This window comes from Stenotrophomonas sp. CFBP 13725, assembly GCF_014841935.1.
Lineage (GTDB): Bacteria > Pseudomonadota > Gammaproteobacteria > Xanthomonadales > Xanthomonadaceae > Stenotrophomonas.
On the sequence record NZ_JACYUV010000010.1, the window covers coordinates 13,452 to 36,391 of the forward strand.

Sequence of the window (22,940 nt, forward strand, 5' to 3'; positions counted from 1 at the left end):
TGTCGTGGCACGCCGTGCTGGCGCACAATCAGCGCCATGACCGATTCCCGCAGCCGCCAGGCCGATGCCCTCATCGAAGGACTGCAGCGCGATGCCGGGGGCAGGCTGACCGTGTTCCTCGGCGCGGCACCGGGCGTGGGCAAGACCTTCAGCATGCTCACGCGTGCGCAGGAACAGCTGCGGCGTGGCGTGGACCTGGTGGCGGGCGTGGTGGAAACCCATGGCCGCGCCGAGACCGCCGCGCTGCTGCACGGCGTGCCGGCGCTGCCGCAGCGGCAGCTGACCTACCGCGACCGGACGCTGCAGGAAATGGACCTGGACGCCATCGTGCAGCGCGCGCCCGCGCTGGTGCTGGTGGACGAACTGGCCCATCGCAATGCACCGGGCAGCCGCCACGAACGTCGATGGCAGGATGTGCTGGAACTGCTGGATGCCGGCATCGATGTGTGGACCACGGTCAACATCCAGCATCTGGAAAGCCTCAATGACGTCGTCCTGCGCATCACCGGCATCCGGGTCACCGAAACCGTGCCCGATGTCGTGCTGGATCGACTGCACGACATCGTGCTGGTCGACCTGCCGCCGCGCGAACTGATCGCACGCCTGCAACAGGGCAAGGTCTACATACCGGAACAGGCCTCGCAGGCACTGCAGTCTTTTTTCTCCACCGCCAACCTGACCGCGCTGCGCGAACTGGCGATGCAGGAAGCGGCCGACCGCGTCGACAGCAGCCTGCGCGAGGTCCGCGCTGCGGGCGGCGAGGCGGCCTTGCCCTTGCGCCGACGCGTGCTGGTGGCGATCGATGGGGCTGGGCAGAGCGAGTATCTGGTCCGCGTGGCACGGCGCATCGCCGAGCGCCGCGATGCGCCGTGGACCGTGGTCACCGTGCAACGACGGCGCGCCGACGAAGCGACCCAGCGTGAGATCGACGCGGCGTTCGCGCTCGCGCGCCGGCTGGGGGCGGACGCTGAACTGCTGCACGGCGCCAGCGTGGCTGACGCGTTGCTGGACCATGCCGCACAGAACAACGTATCGACGCTGCTGCTGGGGCGTACGCGCGAACGTCCACTGGCCCGGATGCTCAACCGGACGCTCACCCAGCAGCTGATCCAGCATGGCGCGCACTACGAGATCACCATCATCAGCACGCCGCGTGCGCGCGCCAGGTCGCGGCGTGATCGCCAGCTGTCGCCCTCACCGGGCCAAGGCATGGAAATGCTGCAGGCCCTGGTCGCGTGCACCCTGGCCTGCGCGGTGGCGTGGGTCGCCGAACGCTGGGTGGGCATGGCGGATCTGTCGATGGTGTTCATCGTCGCGGTGGTGCTGGTCGCCGCCCGTACCCGCGCGAGCGCTGCGGTGCTCGCCGCCGGCTTGTGCTTCCTGGCGTACAACTTCCTGTTCATCGCACCGCGCTTCACCTTCGCCATCAGCGCGCGGCAAGGCGTTATCACGGTCTTTCTTTTCCTGGCTGCGGCGCTGGTGGCGGGCCGCCTTGCGTCACGCCTGCGCATGCAGGTGGTCGCGTTGCGCGCTGCCAACCGGCATGCACATGCCCGCCAGCAGCTGGGCCTGCAGCTCACCCGCGCCGCCAGCATTGAAGCCGTGGCCAGCGCCGGACGGCAGGCCCTGGAGCAGGCCTTGGAGGTGCCGGCATGGCTTCGCATCGGCAGCGACGTCGCCCGCAGTGGCAGCGCCGTGCCGGGCGATACGGACCTGGCCGCCGCCGACTGGTCGCAGCGCCAAGGGCAGGCCAGCGGCCGTTTCACCGATACCTTGGCCGGCGCACGGTGGTGGTGCCTTCCCCTGCTGGATGGCGACGCACGCTGCATCGGCGTGGCGGCGCTGTGCTTTCCGCAGGGGCTGGCGCGGTTGGCACCGGAACAACGGCAGCTGGCGATGGCGATGGTGGATGACATTGCCCAGGCCGCGCTGCGTACGCGCTTGGTGGCCGAGCTGGAGCAGGCCCACGTCAGCAACGAGACCGAACGGCTGCGCTCGGCGCTGTTGTCCTCGGTCTCCCATGACCTGCGTTCGCCGCTTGCTGCAATGATCGGGTCGGCCGACAGCCTGGCCAGCTATGGCGAGGCGATGGATGGCAGCGACCGCCGTGCGCTGCTGGACACCATCATGCTGGAAGGCGAACGCCTGGACCGCTACATCCAGAACCTGCTGGACATGACCCGGCTCGGCCATGATGGGCTGACGATCAACCGTGACTGGATCGGCGTGGACGAGCTGGTCGGCTCGGCCGCACGACGGCTGCAGCGTTACCAGCCGACGGTGCAATTGGTACTGGACATCCCGCCGTCACTTGCCCCGATCTGGGTGCATCCTGCACTGGTCGAACAGGCCCTGTTCAACGTGATGGAAAACGCCGCGAAGTTTTCCCCGCCGGGCGCGCCGGTCACGGTCAGCGCGCGGTTGCAGGACGCCACGCTGGTGGTCGACGTGCTCGACCAGGGGCCCGGCATCCCGGCCGATGAGCGGGCCCGCATCTTCGATATGTTCTACAGCGTGGAACGCGGTGATCGCGGCCGCCACGGCACCGGGCTGGGCCTGGCCATCTGCCAGGGCATGATCGGCGCACATGGAGGCAGCGTGCAGGCGCTGGCGGGACAGGACGGACGCGGTACGCTGATACGGATTTCGCTGCCTCTGCTCACCCCTGCCGGTCACCCCGATGCCGCTGCCGCCTGACACCGCTCCCTCCATCCCCCCCGCCTGCGTGCTGGTCATCGACGATGAAGCGCAGATCCGGCGCTTCCTGGATATCAGCCTGCGTGCGCAGGGCTACCGGGTGGTGCAGGCCGCCAGCGGGCAGGAAGGGCTGGAACGACTGGTCGCGGAGCACGTGGACCTGGTGATCCTGGATATCGGCCTGCCGGACCGGGAAGGGCACGAGGTGCTGGCCGACCTCCGGCAGTGGAGCCAGGTGCCGGTGATCATGCTGACGGTCCGCGCAGGCGAAGCAGAAAAGGTGCGTGCGCTGGATGCGGGGGCCAATGACTACGTGACCAAGCCGTTTGGCACGCAGGAGCTGATGGCACGCGTACGGATGCTGCTGCGCACGCGCGCGTCGCCGCTCGACGGCCAGCCGCCGGTGTTCGACGATGGGCATCTGCGCATCGACCTGGTGCGCCGCGAGGTGGCACTGGAGGGGGTGCCCGTCACCCTGACGCGCAAGGAGTACGCCCTGCTGTCGCTGCTGCTGGTGAATGCCGGCCGGGTGGTGACGCAGCCGCAGATCCTGAAGGACATCTGGGGGCCGACCCACCAGCACGATACGCATTACCTGCGGATCCTGGTCGGCAAGCTTCGGCAGAAGCTGGGCGATTCCGCACTGCACTCGCGCTATCTGTTCACCGAACCGGGCGTGGGATTGCGGTTCAAGGGGTAGGCGCCGCTGCGCTCGCCGACCATGGGTCGGCGCTACCGAAGCAGGGCGCTACCAGGTACCGAGGTCCTGGTCACCCAGCAGGGGCTGCAGCTGTGCGCGGAACTGGGACTTGATGCGCTCCAGTGCCGCATCGGTGTCTGCCTCGAAACGCAGCACCAGCACCGGGGTGGTGTTGGACGCGCGCACCAGGCCCCACCCGTCGGCGAAGTCGACACGCAGACCGTCGATCGTGGAGATGCGACCGCCGACGAACGGGTTCTCCGGCGCCTGCGCCGCACTGACCACCAGCGATACGAGCGCGTGCGGCGTGCCATCGGCAACGGGCACCTTGATCTCCGGCGTGGAGAGGCTCTGCGGCAGTTCCTCCAGCACCTCCTGTGGCGTCTCCTCGCGCAGGGCAAGGATCTCCAACAGACGCGCGGCGGCATACAGTCCATCGTCGAAGCCGAACCAGCGCTCGCGGAAGAAGAAGTGGCCGCTCATCTCGCCGGCCAGCTCCGCATCCGTCTCGGCCATCCGTGCCTTGATCAGCGAATGTCCGGTCTTCCACATCATCGGGCTGCCGCCATGGCGCAGCACGAAGTCGGCCAGCTTGCCGGTGCACTTCACGTCATAGATCACCATCGCACCCGGATTGCGCAGCAGCACGTCGGCGGCGAAGAGCATCAGCAGGCGGTCGGCGAAGATGATCGTGCCGTCCGGCGTGACCACGCCAAGGCGATCACCATCACCGTCGAAGGCGATACCCAGGTCCGCACCGAAACGCTTCACCGTCTGCACGAGGTCCTGCAGGTTTTCCGGCACGCTTGGATCGGGATGGTGGTTGGGGAAGGTGCCATCCACATCGCAGTACAGCGGGATGACTTCCGCACCGATGGCTTCCAGCAGCGGCTGCACCAGGGCACCGGCTACGCCGTTGCCCGCATCGGCCACGACCTTCAAGGGCCGTTCCAGCTGCACGTCGTCGGCGATGCGCCGCACGTACTCATCGTTCACTTCGCGCTGCTGGTAGTTGCCGGGGGTCGCGGCCTGGGTCAAGCGGCCTTCGACGATGCGCGTGTACAGCGCGGTGACCGCGTCGCCGGACAAGGTCTGGCCCGCGATCACGATCTTGAAGCCGTTGTACTCCGGCGGATTGTGGCTGCCGGTCACCGCCACGCAGCTACCGGTACGCAGGTGATGGCTGGCGAAGTACACCACGGGTGTGGGTGCCAAGCCGATGTCGATCACATCGCACCCAGCGCGGCGAAGCCCTTCGGCCAGGCCGGCGGCGAGTTCCGGGCCCGACAGGCGACCATCACGACCGATCACGACTTCGCGCAGGCCCTGCTCCACCACTTCACTGCCGATGGCCTGGCCGATCAGCGCGGCCACCTTGGGGCTCAGCTCATCACCGACCACGCCACGGATGTCGTACGCACGGAAGATGCCTGCCGCCAGCGTAGCGGCGGCGGCCGGCGGCGCGACGGGCCTGCTGTCATCCAGCGCGGGCGCGTCTGCTTCGGTGTCGACGGCGGTCTGCGCCAGGCTTTCGCGAAGGGTCAACCCGTGTTCTTCGGCCGCGGTGCGCGATGTGCGCGAAGGCAATGGCAGGCGCGACTTGCCCACCACCACCAGCACGGCAACCAGCACCAGCAACAGGGCCACGATGGAACAGCCGAGCGGCCCCAGTCCCAGCGGACCGGCCTCGATGGAGGGCACCCCGGCGGCCAGCCGCAGGCTGCTGCCCTTGATCGGGCGCGCCAGCACTTCACCACTGTCGGCAAGCGCTGGGTTACCGCGCTCGAGCACGTTGAAACTTCCCTGGCGCAGCGCGAGGTAGCCGCTCGCCGGCGCCTGCACGGCATCCAGCGGTCCGGTGAGCTGCATCAGCGGCTGTTGTACGTAGACCACGGCAGCGTCTTCCGGGCCAAGCGGGACACGCGCGGCCAATCCGAACCGCGCGCCCTCTTTTGCACGCACCACCCGGGCAACCGGCGCCTCCGCGCCCAGCGCGGCCTCCAGCAAGGCGAGACGCGCGTACCCAAAGGCCGGCGGATCTGCGTAGGCGCTGTCCAGCGTGCCATTCCACACCTGCACGTCTTCGACGCCGGTCCAGCTTTCACGCAATGCCGTTGCCGCAGCGGTCGTGTCGCCGGCCTGCAGGGCCTGCTGCACCCGCGGCGCCTGCAACTGCCTGGCGAACTGCTGCACCTGACCGGCCAGCGCTTGTTGCAGTCCCTGCACGGCGGTATCGCGCGCCTGTTCCAGCTGCGTGCCGGTATGCGTCTGCCGCCATTGTTGCGCGGCACTCCAACCGAACCACCCGGCCAACAACAGCAGCAACACCGCCAACAACGGTCCCGTGCGCCCGCTTGCCGCTACTCCCTTCCCCTTGCCGATCATCCTGTCCCCCGAGAGTTCAGCGCACTCCGGTATGGCCGAATCCACCGGCGCCGCGCGTGCTGTCGCTGAAAGTATCCACTACCTGAAGGCCGACGCGCACGATCGGCAGCACGACCAGCTGCGCGATCCGGTCACCAGGCTCGATGGTGAAGGCATCGCGGCCCCGGTTCCAGACACTGATCAACAGCGGTCCCTGGTAATCGGCATCAATGAGGCCGGTCCCGTTGCCCAGCACGATGCCGTGGCGATGGCCCAGCCCGGACCGTGGCAGGATCACCGCACACAGATTCGGATCGGCTACGTGGATGGACAGCCCGCTGGGCACCAGCGCGGTGTCACCCGGCTGCAGGGTCAGCGCGGTTTCCAGCGCCGCACGCAGGTCCATGCCGGCGCTGGCTTCGGTGGCGTAGGCCGGCAATGGCCAGCTGTCGCCGAAGCGCGGATCAAGCAGCTTCACCTGCAAGGGCTGCAGGGACGGCGTGGCGGGACGGGATGCGGTGGTCATGCTTTGAGCCTTTGCGCGATGAGGGCGAGGAGGTGGGTGGCCAGTTCGGTCTTCGAGGTGGCCGGGAATACCTGCTCGCCGCCCTGCCAGTAGGCCGTGGCGGCGTTGTCGTCACTCTCGAATCCGCCCGTGCCCTGCCCCACCTGGTTGGCGATCACCAGATCCAGGCGCTTGTCGACCAGCTTGCCGCGCGCGTACTTCTCCACGTCGTGGGTTTCCGCGGCGAACCCGACGACCAGCTTCAACGACTGGGTCTGGGTGGCGACCTCGGCCAGGATGTCGGGCGTACGCACCAGGTCGATCACCAGTGACTGGCTGTCGGCGGTTTTTTTCAGCTTCTGCGGTGCTACGTGGCGCGGCGTGTAATCGGAAACGGCGGCCGCCCCGATGTAGATGTCGGCGGGCAGTGCGCCGAGTACCGCATCGCGCATCTGCGCCGCCGAACGTACGTCGATGCGCTGCACGCCTGCCGGCGTGGCCAGATGGACCGGCCCACTGACCAGCACCACGCTGGCGCCCAGCCGGGCGGCGGCGGCAGCGAGCGCATAGCCCATCTTGCCGCTGCTGCGGTTGCCGACGTAGCGGACCGGATCGATGTCTTCATACGTCGGCCCGGCACTGATCACCACGCGCAGGCCTGCCAACTGGCTGCCGGCAACCGCTTGCTGCGTGTCCGCGTCAGCGCGTTCGGCCGCCACCAGCGCGGCCACGATGTCATCCGGCTCGGCCAGCCGGCCGGGACCAGACTCGCCTTCGGCCAGCGGACCGTCCACCGGCCCGACCACCTGCGCACCGCGCACGCGCAGCAGCCCGATGTTCGCCTGCGTGGCCGGATGCAGCCACATGCGGTGGTTCATCGCCGGGCACACGGTGAGGGCTGCGGTACTGGCCAGGCACAGCGTGGTGACCAGATCGTCGGCATGCCCCTGCGCCAGCCGAGCCAGCAGGTCGGCGGTGGCGGGAGCGATCACGATGCGATCGGCCCAGCGCGCCAGCTCGATATGGCCCATCGCCTGTTCGGCCGCGCTGTCCCACAGGGTGGTCCGCGTGGGATGCCCGGAGAGCGCCTGGAAACTCAGCGGCGTGACGAACTGCTGGGCACCCGCGGTCATCGCGACCTGCACCTGCGCACCTGCATCACGCAGCCGGCGCACCAGCTCCAGCGACTTGTAGGCCGCGATTCCGCCACCGACACACAGCAGCACCCGACGCCCTTGCAGAGGGCGCGGCGGTGCCGGGGAAGCCTTGGGTGAGTCAGCCACCGGAAAAATCCTATGCGCGCAAAGACATTAGCTTAGCCGAAAGCCCCGTAGACCCCCTATTTGAGGAGATATGACCGACGGATATAAGGACATGTATGGCAGCATCAAACGAAGCCGGATGTCGCCCCCGCCGCTTGCAACAAGCGGGCGTCTGTTATCGGTTCCGCTCCAGCGCAGGACGTCGTTTTGTATATCCGGACCATCATCGCCGACGATCATCCGATCATCCTGTACGGTGCCCGCGTGGTCCTGCAGAACGCACAGATCGACGTGGTCGGCGAGGCGCCAGGCGGTGAAACGCTGCTCGCCCTGCTGTCCAGGCAGCCCTGCGACGTTGTCTTGACCGACCTGACCATGCCTGGCGAAGGGCTGGACGGACCCGAGCTGCTGGACCGCATCCGGACCGATCATCCCGACCTGCCACTGGTGGTGCTTACCGGCACCGCCAGCCCGAGCGTGCTGGCCATGCTGCTGGGAAGCGGCGTGCGCGGCGCGCTGGACAAGGCCGTCGACTTCGACGAACTGGCACAGGCAGTACGCACGGCCGCTTCCGGCCAGACCTATGTATCGCAGCACCTGCGCTCCCATCTGGAAGCCCGCGATCTCGCCCACCGGACGCGCCCGGCCAGCTTGTCGCCCGGTGAATGCGAGGTGCTGGAGGGTCTGCGGGTGGGCCTGAGCATCAACGCCATCGCCCAGCGTCGTGGCCGCAGTCCGAAGACCGTCAGCCGGCAGAAGTCCGACGCGATGCGGAAGCTGGGGCTGACCGGCAACCATGAGCTGCATGCCTTCCTGCAGACTTGCCCGATCCGGGTCCCTGCCAAGGTCTGAAGCGACGACACGCCGGTACCTGATGGGCCGCCGCCTGCGGTCACCGCACACTGCCGGCATGGCAATCCATGACTGGCCCCCCGCTGAGCGCCCCCGCGAACGACTCCTGGCCAAAGGCCCTGGAGCGCTGTCCGAAGCCGAGCTGCTGGCCCTCTTCCTCGGCTCCGGCACGCGTGGCCAGGATGCGGTGCAGACCGCCCGCGCCCTGCTCGGCGCGCACGGCCCGCTGCGTCGCCTGCTGGACCTCCCCGCCGACCAGCTGGCACGGCTGCCGGGACTGGGTCCGGCCCGCAGCTGCGCGCTGGTGGCCGGACTGGAGCTCGCCCAGCGTCATCTCGCCGCCCGTCTCGGCGAACGCGAGGTGGTCGGCCATTCACCGGCGGTGGCAGCCCACTTTCTGCAACACCGGTTGCGCGGACGCCCCAACGAGGTGTTCGCGGCGCTGTTCATGGACAACCAGCACCGTCTGCTGGCCTATGAAGAACTGTTCCAGGGCACGATCAATGCGGCGTCGATCCATCCGCGCGAGGTTGTCCGCCGCGCCATGGCCCACAACGCCGCAGCGGTGATCGTCAGCCACAATCATCCCTCCGGCCATGCGGAACCGTCCTCCGCCGACCATGACGCGACGCATGCGCTGCAGCAGGCGCTGGCGGTCATGGACATCCGCCTGCTGGACCATCTGGTCATCGGCGAAGGCCCCCCTGTGTCGTTTGCTGAACGCGGTTGGCTGTTGCCTGTCGCCGCCCGCACGCCCCGCTAGCGCCGGGCCGGGGAGGCCAGACCCGCCCACGCCACGGGGATCCACGGCAGTTGCGGCGGCCCCAGCTGAGCGGCACCACGCTGCGACGTACGGTTGCTGCCGCCGCGGGGGGACAGATCGGCTAAAATGGGGGATTCCGCCGCTCACTTCACAGCAGGCCTCGTGAAAAATCTCCTCCGCGCCCTGATCAGCCAAGGCATCGAAGCCCTGCGCGCCAATGGCACCCTGCCCGTCGACTCCCTGCCGCCGGAATTCGTGGTCGAACGCCCGAAAACCCGGGAACACGGCGACTTCGCCACCAATGCCGCGATGCTGCTGGCCAAGGCTGCGCGCAGCAATCCGCGCGCCATCGCCCAGGCGTTGGTGGAGGCGTTGCCGAACAGCACCGATGTCAGCAAGGTCGAGATCGCAGGCCCCGGCTTCATCAATTTCCACCTCGCGGCCAGCGCGTTCCAGCGCGAGGCCGTCAGCGTGATCAAGGAAGGTGTCGACTACGGTCGCAACCTGTCCGGCAATGGCCGTACGGTCGGCGTGGAGTATGTGTCCGCCAACCCGACCGGACCGTTGCACGTCGGCCACGGCCGTGCCGCCGCGATCGGTGACTGCGTTGCCCGCGTGCTGGATGCCAATGGCTGGAACGCCAAGCGCGAGTTCTATTACAACGATGCCGGCGTGCAGATCGAGAACCTCGCCCTGTCCACCCACGCACGGGTCAAGGGCATCAAGCCCGACGAGCCCGGCTGGCCGGAAGGCGGCTACCGCGGCGATTACATCCAGGACGTGGCCGACGCGTACATGCGCGGCGCCAGCGTCGACCTGGAAGGCACCATGGTGGTCGGCGCCAAGGATCCCGACGACATGGCGGCACTTCGACGTTTCGCCGTGGCCTACCTGCGCAACGAGCAGAATCTCGACCTGGCCGCATTCGGCGTGGATTTCGACATCTATTTCCTGGAAAGCTCGCTGTACAACGACGGCAAAGTCGCCGAAGCGGTGCAGCGCCTGCAGGAGTCGGGACATACCTATGAGGAAGGCGGCGCGCTGTGGCTGCGCTCGACCGACTTCGGTGACGACAAGGACCGCGTGATGCGCAAGTCCGACGGCACCTTCACCTACTTCGTCCCGGACGTGGCCTATCACCTGACCAAGTGGCAGCGCGGCTACGAGCGCGCCATCACTGAACTGGGCGCAGACCATCACGGCTCGCTGTCGCGGGTTCGCGCCGGCCTGCAGGCCATGGGCGTGGGCATCCCGCAGGGCTGGCCCGAATACGTGCTGCACCAGATGGTGACGGTGATGCGTGGCGGCGAAGAGGTGAAGCTGTCCAAGCGCGCCGGCAGTTACTTCACCCTGCGCGACCTGATCGAGGAAGCCGGCCGCGATGCGACCCGTTGGTTCCTGATCGCGCGCAAGCCGGACTCGCAGCTGACCTTTGACATCGATCTGGCCCGGCAGCAGAGCAACGACAATCCGGTGTTCTACGTGCAGTACGCCCATGCCCGCGTGTGCAGCCTGCTTCGCCAGGCGAACGAGAAAGGAATGGGGTATTCGCAGGAGCAGGGACTGACCGCGCTGCGTACGCTGGACGACGAGTCGTCGCTGAACCTGATGAATGAAATCTCGCGGTATCCGGAGGTGGTGGAAGCCGCCGGCATTGCGCTGGAACCGCACCTGGTCGCGCAGTACCTGCGTGAATTGGCACACGCGTTCCACACGTGGTATCACGGGACGCCTGTGCTGGTGGAAGACGCCGCCGACCGCGATGCCAAGCTCACCCTCGCCTGCGCGACGCGCCAGGTGCTGAGCAATGGCCTGGAACTCCTGGGCGTGGGCGCCCCGGAAAAAATGTAAGCACTGGAGACGTAGTAGACATGGCAGCACGACGCGGCAAAAGTCAGGCACGGCGCAACAGCAGCCAGGGAACGCCGGGATGGGTGTGGCTGATCGCCGGCGTGGCGATTGCCGCGGTGGTGTTCCTGGCCGCACCGAATCTGTTCAAAGGCGATGCCGACGGCTTCCTGCGTGCGGGCCCGCGCCCGGACCCCAATGCGCAGCCGGCGCCGGTAGCCGAGGCCGAGGGCGACGTGGGTTCGCAGGTGGAAGCGCCTGCGGCGGCGAAGCCGGCCGAGCCCGCCAAGCCCGCCGCAACGCAGTACGACTTCTACACGCTGCTGCCCGGCAAGGAAGTGGAGATGTCCGACGCGGAACTGGCTGCCAGCGCGCGTGCCGAAGACCAGCGTCGGGTGCGGACGGAAGCGCAGCGCGCGCAGGCGGCGCTGGAAGGCAAGCCGGTACCGCCCGCTGCGGCCCCCGCGCCGTCGTCCACGGCGGCAACGACCACGGCAGGCACGGCCACCGCGCCGGCCAGCACGGCGCTGCCCGCCCCATTGAATGAGCGTCCGGCGTCGCCCCCGCCGGCGGCCGCCACGCCGGTAGCCAGTGCGCCCGCTGCGGCGGCGCCCAACGCAACGGCAGCACCCGCGCCGGCCATTGCCGCTGCGGAAAGCAACGTGCGCTACATCCTGCAGGCCGGCGCCTTCGGTGCGTCCGGTGATGCCGAAGCGACCAAGGCCAAGCTGGCCATGATCGGCCTGCCGGCCCGCGTGGAATCGGCACAGATCAACGGCAAGACGGTCTATCGCGTCCGGATGGGGCCTTACGGCACCGCCGGCGAGCTGTCAGAAGCCAAGCAGAAGGTAGACGGTACCGGCCTGCAGGCGATGGCGATCAAGGCACAGTAACCGGCCGCCCGGGGTCGGATCCCTTTCGTCCAGCGAAAGGAATCCGATCCCTGCTGCGTTCGGGGTCAACCTTCGCGGGCGACCTGGAACCCGGCGAAGGACTGGCTGACCGGCATCACTTCCAAGCGGTTGATGTTGAGGTGCGGCGGCAGGCTGGCCACCCAGAAGATCTGTTCGGCGATATCGTCGGCCGTCATCGGATTGGCACCGGTATACAGCTTGTCCGACGCCGCCTGGTCGCCGTGCGTACGCACCACGGTGAACTCGGTCTCCGCCATGCCCGGTTCAATGGTGGTCACCCGCACGCCACTGCCGTGCAGGTCCGCGCGCAGGCCCAGCGAGAATTGGCTGACGAATGCTTTGGTGCCGCCGTAGGCATTGCCACCCGGATACGGGTAGACGCCGGCCACGGACGAAATATTGATGATGGCGCCCTTGCGCGCGACCAGTTGCGGCAGCAGGCGGTGGGTCAGCGTGACCAGGGCCGTGACATTGGTGTCGATCATCGTGCGCCAGTCTTCCAGACGGGCCAGCTGGGCAGGCGCGGTGCCCTGCGCCAGGCCCGCGTTGTTCACCAGCAGATCGATCTGCGCGAACGCCGGCGGCAACGCCGCGAGCGCGGCATCCATCGCCTCTGGATCGCGCACGTCGAATACGGCGGCGTGTACCCGGTCAGCCCCGTAGGTGTCCACCAGCGGCTGCAGTCGTTCGCTGCGACGGCCGGTCGCGATGACGTTCCACCCCGCCTTGGCAAAGCGATGGACGGCAGCGGCACCGAAGCCGGAGGTGGCGCCGGTGATCAGGACAGTACGGGTCATCTGGCAACTCCATGGGGTCAGGCGGACATTCTGTCACTGTCGGCCAGCGCCTGTGTTGCCGGATCGGTTGCGGTGCGCTCAGCGCACGCGGAACACGCGCGCCTTCGGCAGGTCCGGATCGACCTGCAGGAACCAGCGGCCGGCAATGCCGGGCACCACTTCGATCTGCGGATCCTGCACGGCATGTCGCAGGGTCATCCGGCCCTTCAACACCTGCCATTGCTGGCCGTTGTCGAGGGTGAACAGCGTGCCCGGCTCCCACCCGGCGATGGTGCCGGTGGCGCGTGCCTTGATGGGCCCCTCGTCCAGGCCGATATGCATGGGGGCAGGCCGTGGCGACGCATCCGCCGCCGACGGGACGCCGGCTCGGGCGACGTCCGGCACGGTCTGCGGATGCGCGGCTTCTGTGTCCTGCAGCAGCCGGTTCAGCGCATCAAGCTGCGCCGTGCTCAGCCCGATATCGGCCAGCTTCGTCGGGTCGACCCGCTGCTGCAGTGGCACGAAGGCAGGCTGCGCCCAGGCCGGAGATGCCAGCATCAGGGCCGCCAAGGCAAGGAAAAAGCGAGCGCGCATCGGAGGTCCTGCTGCAGAAGGTCACAGCGCGCACTGTGCTGCAGTTCCGTGACCGCCGGATGACAGGGGATGGGGACGGTACAATGGTGGTCCCGGTACGCCGTACCGGTGGTGTGGAAGATCATGATCAACAACGATGTCCTGCGCAGCCTGCGCTTTGCCCTCGACCTGAGCGACAACCACATTGTGGTGCTGTGCGAACTGGCCGATCCCGCCTTTCCGGTGACTGCCGAGCAGGTCAATGCCTGGTTGAAGCAGGAAAACGAAGCAGGCTTCGAACCCTGCAGCGATGAGGCGCTGGCCCATGTGCTGGACGGCCTGATCGTGCACCTGCGCGGCCGCGACGAGACCCAGCCACAGCGCGCCATCGAGACGCGCATCGACAACAACCTGATCCTGAAGAAGCTGCGCGTTGCTTTCCAGCTGCGGGACGTGGACCTGCACGAGATTTTCGTCGACGCCGGCTTCGCCGTGACCAAGCCGGAGCTGAGCGCCGTGTTCCGCCAGCGCGACCACAAGAACTTCCGCAAGGCCGGCGACCAGCTGCTGCGGTATTTCCTGAAGGGCCTGGTACTGCGGGTGCGCGGCGCGGCGAACGGATAAGACACCCTCACGCCGCCCTGCAACGAACGCGCACGGTAGCGCCGAGCCCCGCCCGGCGGGCGACATCAGGTCATCGTGACCTACGGGCGGCCGGGCACGGCTCGGCGCTGCGGCTAGAAGCTGGCCTGCAGCGCCAGTTCCAGACGGCCGCCGGCATTGCCGGGAAACAAGGTGCGGGCAGCGCCGTCGGTAGCGTGGCCGGTGACGCGCAGTTCCCAGTGTTCGGCCATCGCGCGGATCAGGCTCACCTGCACATGCTGGTAGTCGCGCGCCTGCGCGCTGGCCAGCCAATAGCGGCCGTAGACGGCCTCCAGGCGCGTGTCGGCCCCCAGCGGGAGGCGTCCACCGATCTGTGCATAGGTACCGGCGTCACCACCGGCCAGGGCATCGCGCGAATGCGCCAACTGCAGCCACGCGCGTTGCCGGTAGGTCGCCGTGGCGGACAGTTCGGTCCAGTCCAGCGCGCGTCCGGTAGCGGGGTAGACGTAGCGCACGACGCTGCCGTCCAGGCCCCATGCGGGCGTCAGATCACCGCTCCATCCCAGTGCCGCATCGAATTCGCTGCGCGCACCGACGTCCGGCGTGAACGCGACATTCGATCCCCACACACTGGCATACAGCCCATTGCGCGCGCTGAGCCGCACGCCCGCCTGCACCGCGGGATCGCCACCGGTCTGTGAGCTGCCACGCCAGACATAGTCGCTGGCCAAGGCCAGGTTTCCGCTGCCCGTTGCGCCCGCAGTGGCCTGCGCCCCCATCCCCGCCACCAGCAGCCCTGCCGCTGTGTACCTGCGCATCCCGTCCCACTTCATGCTGCTGTCCTGTGCAATGACGGCAGGGCCGTCGGAGCTGGGCAGTCTGGAAGGACAGGGCGTAACCGATCGATGGCGCGGGCCCCGGTTGCGCGCAAAGACGACGTAAAGTCCGCGCGCGCTATCATGGCCCCCTGTTCAACGGAGCACCTGCGTGGACGCGATCCTGACCCCTGTATCGATCGGCGAGCTGATCGACAAGATCACCATCCTGGAAATCAAGGCCGAACGCATTTCGGATGCGGACAAACTGGCCAACGTACGCACCGAACTGGACGGCTTGCTGCCGTTGTTCGCCGCGCAACGCAGCAGCCAGCCGGCGCTGGATGCCCTGAAGCAGCAGCTGAAGGCCATCAACGAGCGCATGTGGGATATCCAGGACCAGCTGCGCGATAAAGAAGCGGCGCAGGTGTTCGACGACGCCTTCGTGCAGCTCGCGCGCGGTGTCTATGGCACCAATGGCGAACGGGTGCAGGTGAAGAACGAGATCAACCGGGTCGCCGGTTCGGCGCTGGTGGAAGAAAAACAGTACCAGGGCGAGTAACGCGCAGGCCGTGTGCTGGAACGGAAAAGGCCCGGCAATTGCCGGGCCTTTTCGTCATGCGCGGGGCGTGCATATGGCACGCGCGCAGGGTCTTACCAGCTGAAGCGCGGGCCGACCGACCATTCCTTGTCGCCATCACGGTTCATCTTGATGTCGCCGTTGATGCCCCAGTTCTGGTTGAGCTTGACCTGGGCACCCAGGCGACCGTACCACTGGCCTTCCGGATTGACGCCCTTCTTCTTGTCGTAATCTTCGTAGCCGCCCATCGCGTAGACCTCGGCATGCTCACCGAACGCGGTACGGATACCTGCTTCAGTGCTCCAGCCATTGAAGTCCAGGTTCGAACCCTTCAGGTTGCGGTTGTTGTAAGCCGCACGTGCCACGAAGTCGGTCGACGGCGCGATTTCGACGTTGTAGCCGACGCCCAGGCGCCACTGGTCCAGGTCGGTCTTGGTTGCGTCCAGTTCCTGCTGGCTGTACTCACCGAACACATGCATGTTCGGCAGCACGCCGTAGGAACCCTTCACGCCCCAACCATCGGCCTTCAGCGCATCGGCCTGGGTCTTCACGTAATCAGCTTCGGCGTAGTTGTACGACAGGTTCTCAGCGGCCGAAGCAGCGAACGGCAGGGCAGTGGCCAGAGCCAGGGCAATCAGCGAAGTCTTCATGGGGGTACAACCTCTTGTCTTTCTGGTTTTGTTGCAGCAGCGCCAGGGCGCCGTCGCATCGGGTATGTAAAGTTTCCGTTTTTTGACCTAACCCCATCCTGAAAGCAGAAATGTGATTTTGGGGCTGTATTCAGCTGTTTTCAGGCATACGCGCGCGCCTTTCATTTCCAAGCGTGCAGAGGGCGTTCACGGCAGACGCCCGCCGCGCGGCGTAAACAGACGGGAAAGCGCACCCACCGCGGCTGCAGCGTGTCGATTTCCGTCGCCTGGGTTCGTCATACCCATGAAGGCACTGCGTCCGCAGGCCAGCAGGAGCACCGCCATGAGCTACATCGACGGATTCGTTCTCGCCGTACCTACGGCGAACAAGCAGGCCTTCATCGACCACGCGCGTACGGGCGACTCGGTGTTCATGGAGTTCGGTGCGACACGGGTGGTCGAATGCTGGGGCGATGACGTCCAGCGCGGCAAGCTGACCGATTTCTTCGGTGCCGTACAGGCCAAGGACGACGAGACCGTCGTGTTTTCCTGGATCGAGTGGCCGGACAAGGCCACGCGCGATGCCGGCATGAAGAAGATGATGGACGATCCGCGCATGGATCCGGCAACCAACCCCATGCCCTTCGACGGCAAGCGGATGATCTATGGCGGCTTCGTGCCGGTGGTCGAGTTGCCGTAAGAGAGGGCGGCCGTTTTCAGGGTGCGCGTGGATCCGGCTCGTCGCTGGCGGGCGCACCTATCGCCATGCCTGCCCCCATGCCCCCCATGGCGCCCATGCCGGCGCCCCCCGCGCCACCGCCGCCCTTGCCGGCACCACCGCGTTCGCCGCCATCGCCGCGGCCCTTGCCTGCCCCACCGCCACTGCTGGCGGGGCGGGTCGGGCCTTGCCGCGGAATGGCCAGACCGGCCGGGATCGGCGCAAGGTCCAGCGCCTCACGGACGAAGTCGCGCAATGACAGCACCAGCTCGTGGGTATGCACCGGTCGCCCCTGCGCAAGTTCGGTTGCCGCGTGGGCCGCCAGCCGCACCTGCTCGTCGGTACCCAGCAGCAGGATGTCCGACAGCGCGGCTTCGACGGCATCGCGGATGCGACGCGCCCGGTCCGATCCGGGTTCCATCACACCGTCCACATGCGCGCGCTCACGCAGTTGCCGCAGGTGTGCAGGGCTGACGTCCAGGTCGCCGGTGAACGATCCGCCCAACGTCTTGTAGGCGGCCATCAGCGTGCGCAGGCGTTCGTTGATCTGCCGGTTCTCGCGCTCGCGGCGTGCCTGCAGGGTCTGCATCACCAGCAAGCGGATGCCTACGCCGAGCAGGGTGATGATTGCCAGCCCACCCAGGGTGGACAGCACGGCTTGCCAGGAACTGAAATCGAGACCGCGCATCGGGCCATGCCTCGCAGAGGGAGGTGCCCATGATGCCCTGCACGCTGTGTGCAGTGGCATCATCGTCCGCTCCCCTGCCCACCGACGGGCGGCAGGGGATACGGCCACGCGCTTACTTGGCGCGCTTGGTCGCGCCCTTGCGTGCGGCAACCTTCTTCGCCGGCGCCTTGCGCGCTACGGCTTTCTTCGCCGGTGCAGCCTTGCGGGCAACGGTCTTCTTGGCGACAGCCGTCTTCTTGCCCACTGCCTTCTTCACCGGTGCGGCTTTGCGCGCGACGGTCTTCTTGGCAACAGCGCTCTTCTTGGCGACGGTCTTGCGGGCAACGGCGGACTTCTTGCCGACAGCCTTCTTGGCAGCAACGGCCTTCTTGCCAACGGTCTTGCGGGCAACCGCTACCTTCCTGGTCGCCGTCTTCTTGGCGACAGCCGTCTTCTTGCCGACGGCCTTCCTGGCAACAGCCGTCTTCTTGCCCACTGCCTTCTTGGCGACAGCCTTCTTGGCTACGGCGACCTTCTTGCCGATGGTCTTCTTGGCAACAGCGGCCTTCCTGGTCGCGGTCTTCTTGGCCACGGCAACCTTCTTGCCGACGGTCTTCTTGGCAACAGCGGCCTTCCTGGTCGCGGTCTTCTTGGCCACGGCGACCTTCTTGCCGACGGTCTTCTTGGCAACAGCGGCCTTCTTGGTCGCGGTCTTCTTGGCTACGGCCACCTTCTTGGTCGCGGTCTTCTTCACTGCAGCTGCTTTCTTGGTCACGGCCTTGGTGGCGGCGGCCTTCTTCTTGGCGACCGTCTTGGTCAGCGCAGCGGCTTCAGCCTGGGCGTTCTTCTTGGCCGTTTCCAGCTTCTGGCGCGCCTTGGAGAGGGACTTGCCGACCGACTTGGCTGCATCGTCTGCCTTCTTTGCCACGGCCTTTTCGACCTTGGCGACCGACTTCTTCGCCGCGGCGACGCGGGTGGTTGCCGCCTTGCGAACACGCTTGGCCGTCGTCTTGACCGCAGCCACGGCGTCCTCGGCAGTGTGGGCGATGGTCTCGCCAACGTTGCTTGCAGCTTCTTTCACGTTCTCGACGGTTTCGCTCAGCGTCGTCGTCACACCATTACCGTTGCTCATGATTTGCCCTCCTGGGGGGCTGGAATGTCAAAACGGAGGCGATGCTATACCGGCAGCCTGCATCGTGGAACGGGAAACTGCGCACGCGCAAGCAACCGTTGGGGCCCTACGTGCCGCAGATGCACCGCATGCGCGATCACCAACATCGATAAAACAGCGCTTTTATGCAGGTTTCCAGCAAAAACCGTGGTACCGCAGGCAACAGAGCGGACCTGCCTGCAGCGCACCCGGCGTGACTTGCGAAGCGCGCATCGACATCGGCGTTTGCGCGGAATTGCGCAACTTTGCCAGCAGCAAGTGACCACTTTCATGGCATGTTTAGTCCTTGCGGGAGACACTGCGGCAGCCCCTCCCGGGCAACGCAGCCACCCCACTGCATCGTGTGCATCGCCAGGTCTCGACGCTGCCGCCGCGATCACGCAAGCTCGCTCCATCCACTACCTGTTCCTGCACGGACCACGATTCCCATGCGACCGATTCCGACCCTGCTTACGCTCGCGCTGGCCGCTGCCTTCGGCGGCTTCGTTGCCACCGGCATCAACGCACACCTGGATAACCGCGCCGAAGCTGCGCCTGCGCCGGTGAGCATCCCGACGACGACCGCGCTGCCGGCCTCGGTCGCCGGCCAGCCCGTACCCTCGCTGGCGCCGATGCTGGAGAAAGTCACCCCTGCCGTGGTCAGCGTCAACACCAAGCAGGTCGTGCGGGTGCGCAATCCCTTCTTCGACGATCCGTTCTTCCGCCGCCTGTTCCCCGACGTCCCGCAGGAGCGGATCAACGAGTCGCTGGGCTCGGGCGTGATCATCGATGCGGCCGAGGGATTGGTGCTGACCAACCACCATGTCATCGACAACGCCGACGATGTGCAGGTCACGCTGTCCGATGGGCGCACCGTAAAGGCCGAGTTCCTGGGCTCCGACGCCGACACCGACATCGCGCTGATCCGGATTCCCGCCGATGGGCTCACCGCCATCAGCCTCGGCAACAGCGACCAGCTGCGCGTGGGCGACTTCGTGGTGGCGATCGGCAATCCCTTCGGCTTCACCCAGACGGTGACCTCGGGCATCGTGTCGGCCGTGGGCCGCAGCGGCATCCGTGGGCTCGGTTACCAGAATTTCATCCAGACCGATGCATCGATCAACCCGGGCAACTCCGGTGGTGCACTGGTCAACCTGCAGGGGCAGTTGGTGGGCATCAACACCGCCAGCTTCAATCCGCAGGGCAGCATGGCCGGCAACATCGGCCTCGGCCTGGCCATCCCCTCCAACCTGGCACGCAACGTCGTCGACCAGCTGGTCAAACATGGCGTGGTGGTGCGTGGCACGCTGGGTATCGAAAGCCAGAATCTGACACCTCAGTTGGCGCAGGGGCTGGGCTTGTCCGAGTCGCGTGGTGCGCTGGTCAGCCGCGTGCTGGCTGGATCGGCCGCCGCGGCGGCAGGGGTGCGCGCGGGTGATGTCGTGCTCAGCGCCAACGGACAGCGGGTGGACAGCGCACAGGCGCTGCACAACATCGAAGGGCTGGCGGCGGTGGGCAGCACGATGGCCCTTGAACTGCGCCGCGATGGCGAACCCCTGCAGTTGAAGGCGACGTTGAAGGAACAGGCGCGCGCCATCGCCGGCGACACCCTCGATCCGCGCCTGGGCGGCGCCACGTTCATCGACCTGCCCGAGTCACTGCGGCAGTCGGGCATCAGCGGGGTGCTGGTCAACGAGGTCACGCGTGGCAGCCGGGCTGCCGCTTCCGGCTTGGCCAAGGGCGACATCGTCACCGAGGCCAGCGCCGGTGAGTTCGCCGACCTGGCGAGCTGGAAGGCCAACTTCCAGCAGCGCCCGCCGCAGCTGGTGCTGCGCATCGTGCGCGGTAATGCCCGTGGGCAGTTGGTCATGCGCTGACGGCATGCCGAACCGTAACGCCCCCTATACCCGGGCGGTGGTATCCATGTCGTCCGTGGCCATTCCGCTTCCCGGATGGCGGCTGCCAATCCCACAGAACAGGAGTTTTTCATGAGCCCCACCAATACCGAAAACCTGAAAGACCAGCTGGGCGAAGCGTCCACCCACCTGAAGTCGGCTGCCAATGCGGCAGGCGGCGCGATCAAGGGTGCCGCTGGCGCGGCAGGTGACGAACTGCGTATCGGCAAGGCCAACGTCAAGGCCGAGCTGTCCGACACCGCCCTGTCCGGTCTTGCTGCTGCCGAGTTCGGCGGTGCCGCCGCCAAGGAACAGGTCGATGCGCTGATGGACAAGGGCAAGGACCTGGTCGACAGCGCTGCCGAGCTGATCCGTGAGCGTCCGCTGGCTTCGTTCGGCGTGGCCTTCGCGGCTGGCTGGCTGATCGCCAAGTTCGCCAACAGCGGTAGCGACAAGTAAGCCGCGGCGTGAGCGAAAGCGAAGACAGCGCACGCGGTCCAGATCCAGCGGCCACCCCGCCGCTGGATGAAAGCATCCGCGAGGTCACCCGTGCCAGCCGCGCAACGGCCGACGCAGCGAAGCATTCGCTGCGTTCGCTGCGGCGCCTGGCATCGGCGGACTTCGCGCTTGCGCGCAGCGCATTCGGTCGAGCGCTGGCCTGGGCCGGCGTGGCCATCGTATTCGGTGCGTCCGCTTGGCTGTTCCTGGCGGCCACCTTCATTGCCCTGCTGCAGAGCTGGGGCATGTCATGGCTGCATGCATTGCTGCTGACGTCGGTCATCAGCCTTGCAGTGACCGGGCTGGCCGCTTGGCGCGTGTCCTATTTCTTCAACTTTACTGGCATGCATTCCACGCGTCGGCAGCTGTCCAAGCTGGGCCTGTTCGACGAACCCAGCGAAGAAGACCCGGATGCGGACGTCAAGATTCCGGAGGGCAAGCCATGAAGTTCAGCACCCTGCGCAGCCGCGTGAAGCGCTGCGAACAGGTCGTCGCCGTGCGGTTGGTGGACACCCAGGACAACTGGGGCGTGCTCAGCCAGGTGTGGCGCAGTGGCTGGTCGCCGTTGCGCATCATCGTGGCCGGCGTGGCCAGTGGTTTCGTCGCCGGCAAGCTGGAGTTACCCGGCAAGGTCAGCGGCGCGCGCTGGCTGCAGATGGTCGGGTCGGTCTCCAATCTCGTGGCCAGCGGCCAGGCTGCCTTCGCTTCGGCGATGGCCGCCCATGCCGCCGGCACCGCTGACGATGCCGCCGAACAGGCCGATGCGGCCGCGGAGAAGGTAGACGATGCCGTCAACCCGACGGCAACGGCAGCGGCGGCCGGTGCGGCAGCGGGTGCTGCAGCCGCCGCACGGAACGCGCCACGAACGGGAACTACCGGCGTCTCGCAGGAGCGTGATGCGGGCACCGGTCCGCGTCCCGCAGAGGCCGCCACGGAATTGTCCGAACGTTGACATGGTCACCCCGCCGCGTTGATCGCGGCGGGCGGATAATGACGTACTTTCCCCTGCCGGTGCGTCGATGAGCGAGTCCCTTACCACCGGTCCGGCGCAGACAGTGCCCACCCCTCCTTCCCCCCGTCCGCGTGCCCCGGTTGCCCTCGTGGTGCTGGCGACGCTGGCGGTGGCGTTCACCCTGTGGGCGGCGCAGGCGATCGTGCTGCCGATCCTGCTGGCGATGTTCTTTGCCCTGGTCGGCAATCCGATCCTTCGGCTGCTGCAGCGCATCTGGGTGCCGCGTCCGCTGGGCGCAATCCTGGTGATCGTGCTCGGCCTGGGCGCCACCACGGCGCTGGCCGTGCAGTTGGTGGTACCGACGATGGAATGGGCCCAAGAGGCGCCGCAGCAGCTGCGCAAGATCGGACGCCAGGTGCAGAACCTGACCAAGCCGGTGCAGCAGGCCAACCAGGCGGCGGAGAATTTCGCCCGCGTCGCTGCCGGCGAAGGCACCCGACGCGTACAGGTGGTGCGCACCCAGCTCGATGACCCGTATAAAGCCATCACCCAGGCACCGCGCCTGCTCGCCTCGGTGCTGGCGGTGGTGCTGCTGACCCTGTTTTTCATGATCTACGGACAGAACCTGCAGCGCCACGCGATCGCCCTGTTCCCCAGCCGCCAGCAACAGCGCTTCACCACCGATATCCTGCGCGCCATCGAGCGCGAGGTCTCCCGCTACGTGCTCACCATCTCGGTGATCAACAGCCTGGTGGGCCTGCTGTTCGCCGGCGTGCTGATGCTGTTGGGCCTGGACATGCAGGATGCCCTGCTGTGGGGCACCGCGGCGGCGCTGCTCAACTTCGCCCCGTACGTGGGGCCGCTCATCGGTGTCGCGCTGATGCTGCTGGTCGGCTTTGTCGAGTTCCCCGACCCGCTGGAGGCGGTACTGCCGGCGGCAGCGTATCTGGCCCTGCATACCCTGGAAGGGCAGATGGTCACGCCGATCGTGCTGGGCCGGCGGATGAAGATTTCCCCGCTGGTGCTGATCCTTGCGCTGATGATCTTCGGCTGGTTGTGGGGCTTCGTCGGCCTGTTGCTGGCGGTTCCGCTGCTGGTGTGCGTGAAGCTGGTGCTGGCGCGGCTGGATGGCATGCAGGGGTGGTCACGGCTGCTGGAATGAAAGCCAGTTGCGACGGG

Annotated in this window: 23 protein-coding genes; 14 read left to right on the plus strand and 9 right to left on the minus strand. The window is 67.1% G+C overall.

Annotation, left to right across the window (positions count from 1 at the left end; genetic code table 11):
• The first annotated feature begins 36 nt into the window (after positions 1-36).
• Positions 37-2,697 carry a sensor histidine kinase KdpD gene (locus IFT65_RS14880; protein ID WP_192082081.1) on the plus strand — a complete coding sequence of 887 codons (2,661 nt, stop codon included), beginning with the start codon at positions 37-39 and terminating at the stop codon, positions 2,695-2,697.
• The gene (locus IFT65_RS14885) at positions 2,681-3,397 is read left to right on the plus strand and encodes a response regulator transcription factor (protein ID WP_192082082.1); all 717 of its coding nucleotides are present in this window, start codon (positions 2,681-2,683) and stop codon (positions 3,395-3,397) included. The genes IFT65_RS14880 and IFT65_RS14885 overlap by 17 nt, the downstream gene beginning before the upstream one ends.
• Positions 3,398-3,445: 48 nt before the next feature.
• Here IFT65_RS14885 and IFT65_RS14890 read toward each other — a convergent pair whose 3' ends face one another.
• From IFT65_RS14890 to coaBC, 3 genes are read right to left on the minus strand one after another with little or no spacing between them, the layout of a single operon-like run.
• A complete protein-coding gene (locus IFT65_RS14890) occupies positions 3,446-5,782 on the minus strand; it encodes a phosphomannomutase/phosphoglucomutase (RefSeq protein ID WP_192082083.1) in 2,337 nt (778 codons plus the stop codon).
• A gap of 16 nt (positions 5,783-5,798) precedes the next feature.
• On the minus strand, positions 5,799-6,287 hold the full coding sequence (dut, locus tag IFT65_RS14895) for a dUTP diphosphatase (protein ID WP_188325819.1): 489 nt from the start codon (positions 6,285-6,287) through the stop codon (positions 5,799-5,801).
• Positions 6,284-7,549 carry a bifunctional phosphopantothenoylcysteine decarboxylase/phosphopantothenate--cysteine ligase CoaBC gene (gene coaBC / locus IFT65_RS14900; protein ID WP_192082084.1) on the minus strand — a complete coding sequence of 422 codons (1,266 nt, stop codon included), beginning with the start codon at positions 7,547-7,549 and terminating at the stop codon, positions 6,284-6,286. Before coaBC ends, dut begins: the two co-directional genes overlap by 4 nt.
• Before the next feature lie 186 nt (positions 7,550-7,735).
• Here coaBC and IFT65_RS14905 point away from each other — a divergent pair, with 186 nt between their 5' ends.
• From IFT65_RS14905 to IFT65_RS14920, 4 genes are all read left to right on the plus strand, one after another.
• A complete protein-coding gene (locus IFT65_RS14905) occupies positions 7,736-8,380 on the plus strand; it encodes a response regulator transcription factor (RefSeq protein ID WP_188325817.1) in 645 nt (214 codons plus the stop codon).
• A 58-nt stretch (positions 8,381-8,438) separates the two neighbouring features.
• Positions 8,439-9,143, plus strand: a complete 705-nt coding sequence (gene radC, locus IFT65_RS14910) for a DNA repair protein RadC (protein ID WP_192082085.1) — start codon at positions 8,439-8,441, stop codon at positions 9,141-9,143.
• A 162-nt stretch (positions 9,144-9,305) separates the two neighbouring features.
• On the plus strand, positions 9,306-10,994 hold the full coding sequence (gene argS, locus IFT65_RS14915; protein WP_188325815.1) for an arginine--tRNA ligase: 1,689 nt from the start codon (positions 9,306-9,308) through the stop codon (positions 10,992-10,994).
• A 20-nt stretch (positions 10,995-11,014) separates the two neighbouring features.
• Entirely contained in the window at positions 11,015-11,884 is an 870-nt protein-coding gene (locus tag IFT65_RS14920; RefSeq protein WP_192082086.1) for an SPOR domain-containing protein, read from the plus strand.
• A 65-nt stretch (positions 11,885-11,949) separates the two neighbouring features.
• Here IFT65_RS14920 and IFT65_RS14925 read toward each other — a convergent pair whose 3' ends face one another.
• Both IFT65_RS14925 and IFT65_RS14930 read right to left on the minus strand, forming a co-directional pair.
• Positions 11,950-12,702 (minus strand): SDR family NAD(P)-dependent oxidoreductase, encoded by a 753-nt coding sequence (locus IFT65_RS14925; protein ID WP_192082087.1) that lies wholly within the window; start codon positions 12,700-12,702, stop codon positions 11,950-11,952.
• 78 nt (positions 12,703-12,780) lie between these two features.
• On the minus strand, positions 12,781-13,275 hold the full coding sequence (locus IFT65_RS14930; protein WP_188325812.1) for a hypothetical protein: 495 nt from the start codon (positions 13,273-13,275) through the stop codon (positions 12,781-12,783).
• Between the two features lie 123 nt (positions 13,276-13,398).
• Between IFT65_RS14930 and IFT65_RS14935 the strand changes: the two genes are divergently transcribed.
• Positions 13,399-13,878 carry a DUF1456 family protein gene (locus tag IFT65_RS14935; protein WP_188325811.1) on the plus strand — a complete coding sequence of 160 codons (480 nt, stop codon included), beginning with the start codon at positions 13,399-13,401 and terminating at the stop codon, positions 13,876-13,878.
• A gap of 113 nt (positions 13,879-13,991) precedes the next feature.
• Here the strand turns inward: IFT65_RS14935 and IFT65_RS14940 are convergent, their stop codons facing one another.
• Positions 13,992-14,675, minus strand: a complete 684-nt coding sequence (locus IFT65_RS14940; protein WP_192082088.1) for a TorF family putative porin — start codon at positions 14,673-14,675, stop codon at positions 13,992-13,994.
• Between the two features lie 169 nt (positions 14,676-14,844).
• Here IFT65_RS14940 and IFT65_RS14945 point away from each other — a divergent pair, with 169 nt between their 5' ends.
• On the plus strand, positions 14,845-15,234 hold the full coding sequence (locus IFT65_RS14945; RefSeq protein WP_192082089.1) for a DUF6165 family protein: 390 nt from the start codon (positions 14,845-14,847) through the stop codon (positions 15,232-15,234).
• A 92-nt stretch (positions 15,235-15,326) separates the two neighbouring features.
• Here IFT65_RS14945 and IFT65_RS14950 read toward each other — a convergent pair whose 3' ends face one another.
• Positions 15,327-15,902: an Ax21 family protein gene (locus tag IFT65_RS14950; protein ID WP_188325808.1), complete on the minus strand. Its 576-nt coding sequence runs from the start codon at positions 15,900-15,902 to the stop codon at positions 15,327-15,329.
• Between the two features lie 322 nt (positions 15,903-16,224).
• On the opposite strand from IFT65_RS14950, the gene IFT65_RS14955 reads away from it, so the two are divergent.
• Positions 16,225-16,581: a DUF1428 domain-containing protein gene (locus IFT65_RS14955; RefSeq protein WP_192082090.1), complete on the plus strand. Its 357-nt coding sequence runs from the start codon at positions 16,225-16,227 to the stop codon at positions 16,579-16,581.
• Positions 16,582-16,597: 16 nt separating this feature from the next.
• Here the strand turns inward: IFT65_RS14955 and IFT65_RS14960 are convergent, their stop codons facing one another.
• Positions 16,598-17,287, minus strand: a complete 690-nt coding sequence (locus tag IFT65_RS14960; RefSeq protein ID WP_192082091.1) for a hypothetical protein — start codon at positions 17,285-17,287, stop codon at positions 16,598-16,600.
• A 112-nt stretch (positions 17,288-17,399) separates the two neighbouring features.
• Positions 17,400-18,398 (minus strand): histone, encoded by a 999-nt coding sequence (locus IFT65_RS14965; RefSeq protein WP_192082092.1) that lies wholly within the window; start codon positions 18,396-18,398, stop codon positions 17,400-17,402.
• A gap of 467 nt (positions 18,399-18,865) precedes the next feature.
• On the opposite strand from IFT65_RS14965, the gene IFT65_RS14970 reads away from it, so the two are divergent.
• The 5 genes from IFT65_RS14970 (at position 18,866) to IFT65_RS14990 (ending at position 22,923) form a co-directional block, all read left to right on the plus strand.
• Positions 18,866-20,293: a Do family serine endopeptidase gene (locus IFT65_RS14970; RefSeq protein ID WP_192082093.1), complete on the plus strand. Its 1,428-nt coding sequence runs from the start codon at positions 18,866-18,868 to the stop codon at positions 20,291-20,293.
• Between the two features lie 111 nt (positions 20,294-20,404).
• Complete coding sequence (locus IFT65_RS14975) at positions 20,405-20,770, plus strand: hypothetical protein (RefSeq protein WP_192082094.1); 366 nt, start codon at positions 20,405-20,407, stop codon at positions 20,768-20,770.
• Between the two features lie 8 nt (positions 20,771-20,778).
• On the plus strand, positions 20,779-21,255 hold the full coding sequence (locus tag IFT65_RS14980) for a phage holin family protein (protein ID WP_192082095.1): 477 nt from the start codon (positions 20,779-20,781) through the stop codon (positions 21,253-21,255).
• Positions 21,252-21,761 carry a protein sip-5 gene (locus IFT65_RS14985; protein WP_192082096.1) on the plus strand — a complete coding sequence of 170 codons (510 nt, stop codon included), beginning with the start codon at positions 21,252-21,254 and terminating at the stop codon, positions 21,759-21,761. The genes IFT65_RS14980 and IFT65_RS14985 overlap by 4 nt, the downstream gene beginning before the upstream one ends.
• Before the next feature lie 67 nt (positions 21,762-21,828).
• Positions 21,829-22,923, plus strand: a complete 1,095-nt coding sequence (locus tag IFT65_RS14990; protein WP_192082097.1) for an AI-2E family transporter — start codon at positions 21,829-21,831, stop codon at positions 22,921-22,923.
• Positions 22,924-22,940 lie beyond the last annotated feature (17 nt).

What these genes read in the sequence shown, in the direction of transcription:
- dut (WP_188325819.1), bottom strand. Translation starts at nt 6,287, where the DNA reads ATGACCACCGCATCCCGTCCCGCCACGCCGTCCCTGCAGCCCTTGCAG.
- IFT65_RS14940 (WP_192082088.1), bottom strand. Translation starts at nt 14,675, where the DNA reads ATGCGCAGGTACACAGCGGCAGGGCTGCTGGTGGCGGGGATGGGGGCG.
- IFT65_RS14985 (WP_192082096.1), top strand. Translation starts at nt 21,252, where the DNA reads ATGAAGTTCAGCACCCTGCGCAGCCGCGTGAAGCGCTGCGAACAGGTC.
- IFT65_RS14975 (WP_192082094.1), top strand. Translation starts at nt 20,405, where the DNA reads ATGAGCCCCACCAATACCGAAAACCTGAAAGACCAGCTGGGCGAAGCG.
- radC (WP_192082085.1), top strand. Translation starts at nt 8,439, where the DNA reads ATGGCAATCCATGACTGGCCCCCCGCTGAGCGCCCCCGCGAACGACTC.
- IFT65_RS14950 (WP_188325808.1), bottom strand. Translation starts at nt 15,902, where the DNA reads ATGAAGACTTCGCTGATTGCCCTGGCTCTGGCCACTGCCCTGCCGTTC.
- IFT65_RS14920 (WP_192082086.1), top strand. Translation starts at nt 11,015, where the DNA reads ATGGCAGCACGACGCGGCAAAAGTCAGGCACGGCGCAACAGCAGCCAG.
- IFT65_RS14925 (WP_192082087.1), bottom strand. Translation starts at nt 12,702, where the DNA reads ATGACCCGTACTGTCCTGATCACCGGCGCCACCTCCGGCTTCGGTGCC.
- IFT65_RS14880 (WP_192082081.1), top strand. Translation starts at nt 37, where the DNA reads ATGACCGATTCCCGCAGCCGCCAGGCCGATGCCCTCATCGAAGGACTG.
- IFT65_RS14930 (WP_188325812.1), bottom strand. Translation starts at nt 13,275, where the DNA reads ATGCGCGCTCGCTTTTTCCTTGCCTTGGCGGCCCTGATGCTGGCATCT.
- IFT65_RS14955 (WP_192082090.1), top strand. Translation starts at nt 16,225, where the DNA reads ATGAGCTACATCGACGGATTCGTTCTCGCCGTACCTACGGCGAACAAG.
- IFT65_RS14990 (WP_192082097.1), top strand. Translation starts at nt 21,829, where the DNA reads ATGAGCGAGTCCCTTACCACCGGTCCGGCGCAGACAGTGCCCACCCCT.
- IFT65_RS14970 (WP_192082093.1), top strand. Translation starts at nt 18,866, where the DNA reads ATGCGACCGATTCCGACCCTGCTTACGCTCGCGCTGGCCGCTGCCTTC.
- IFT65_RS14965 (WP_192082092.1), bottom strand. Translation starts at nt 18,398, where the DNA reads ATGAGCAACGGTAATGGTGTGACGACGACGCTGAGCGAAACCGTCGAG.
- IFT65_RS14885 (WP_192082082.1), top strand. Translation starts at nt 2,681, where the DNA reads ATGCCGCTGCCGCCTGACACCGCTCCCTCCATCCCCCCCGCCTGCGTG.
- IFT65_RS14935 (WP_188325811.1), top strand. Translation starts at nt 13,399, where the DNA reads ATGATCAACAACGATGTCCTGCGCAGCCTGCGCTTTGCCCTCGACCTG.
- IFT65_RS14890 (WP_192082083.1), bottom strand. Translation starts at nt 5,782, where the DNA reads ATGATCGGCAAGGGGAAGGGAGTAGCGGCAAGCGGGCGCACGGGACCG.
- IFT65_RS14960 (WP_192082091.1), bottom strand. Translation starts at nt 17,287, where the DNA reads ATGCGCGGTCTCGATTTCAGTTCCTGGCAAGCCGTGCTGTCCACCCTG.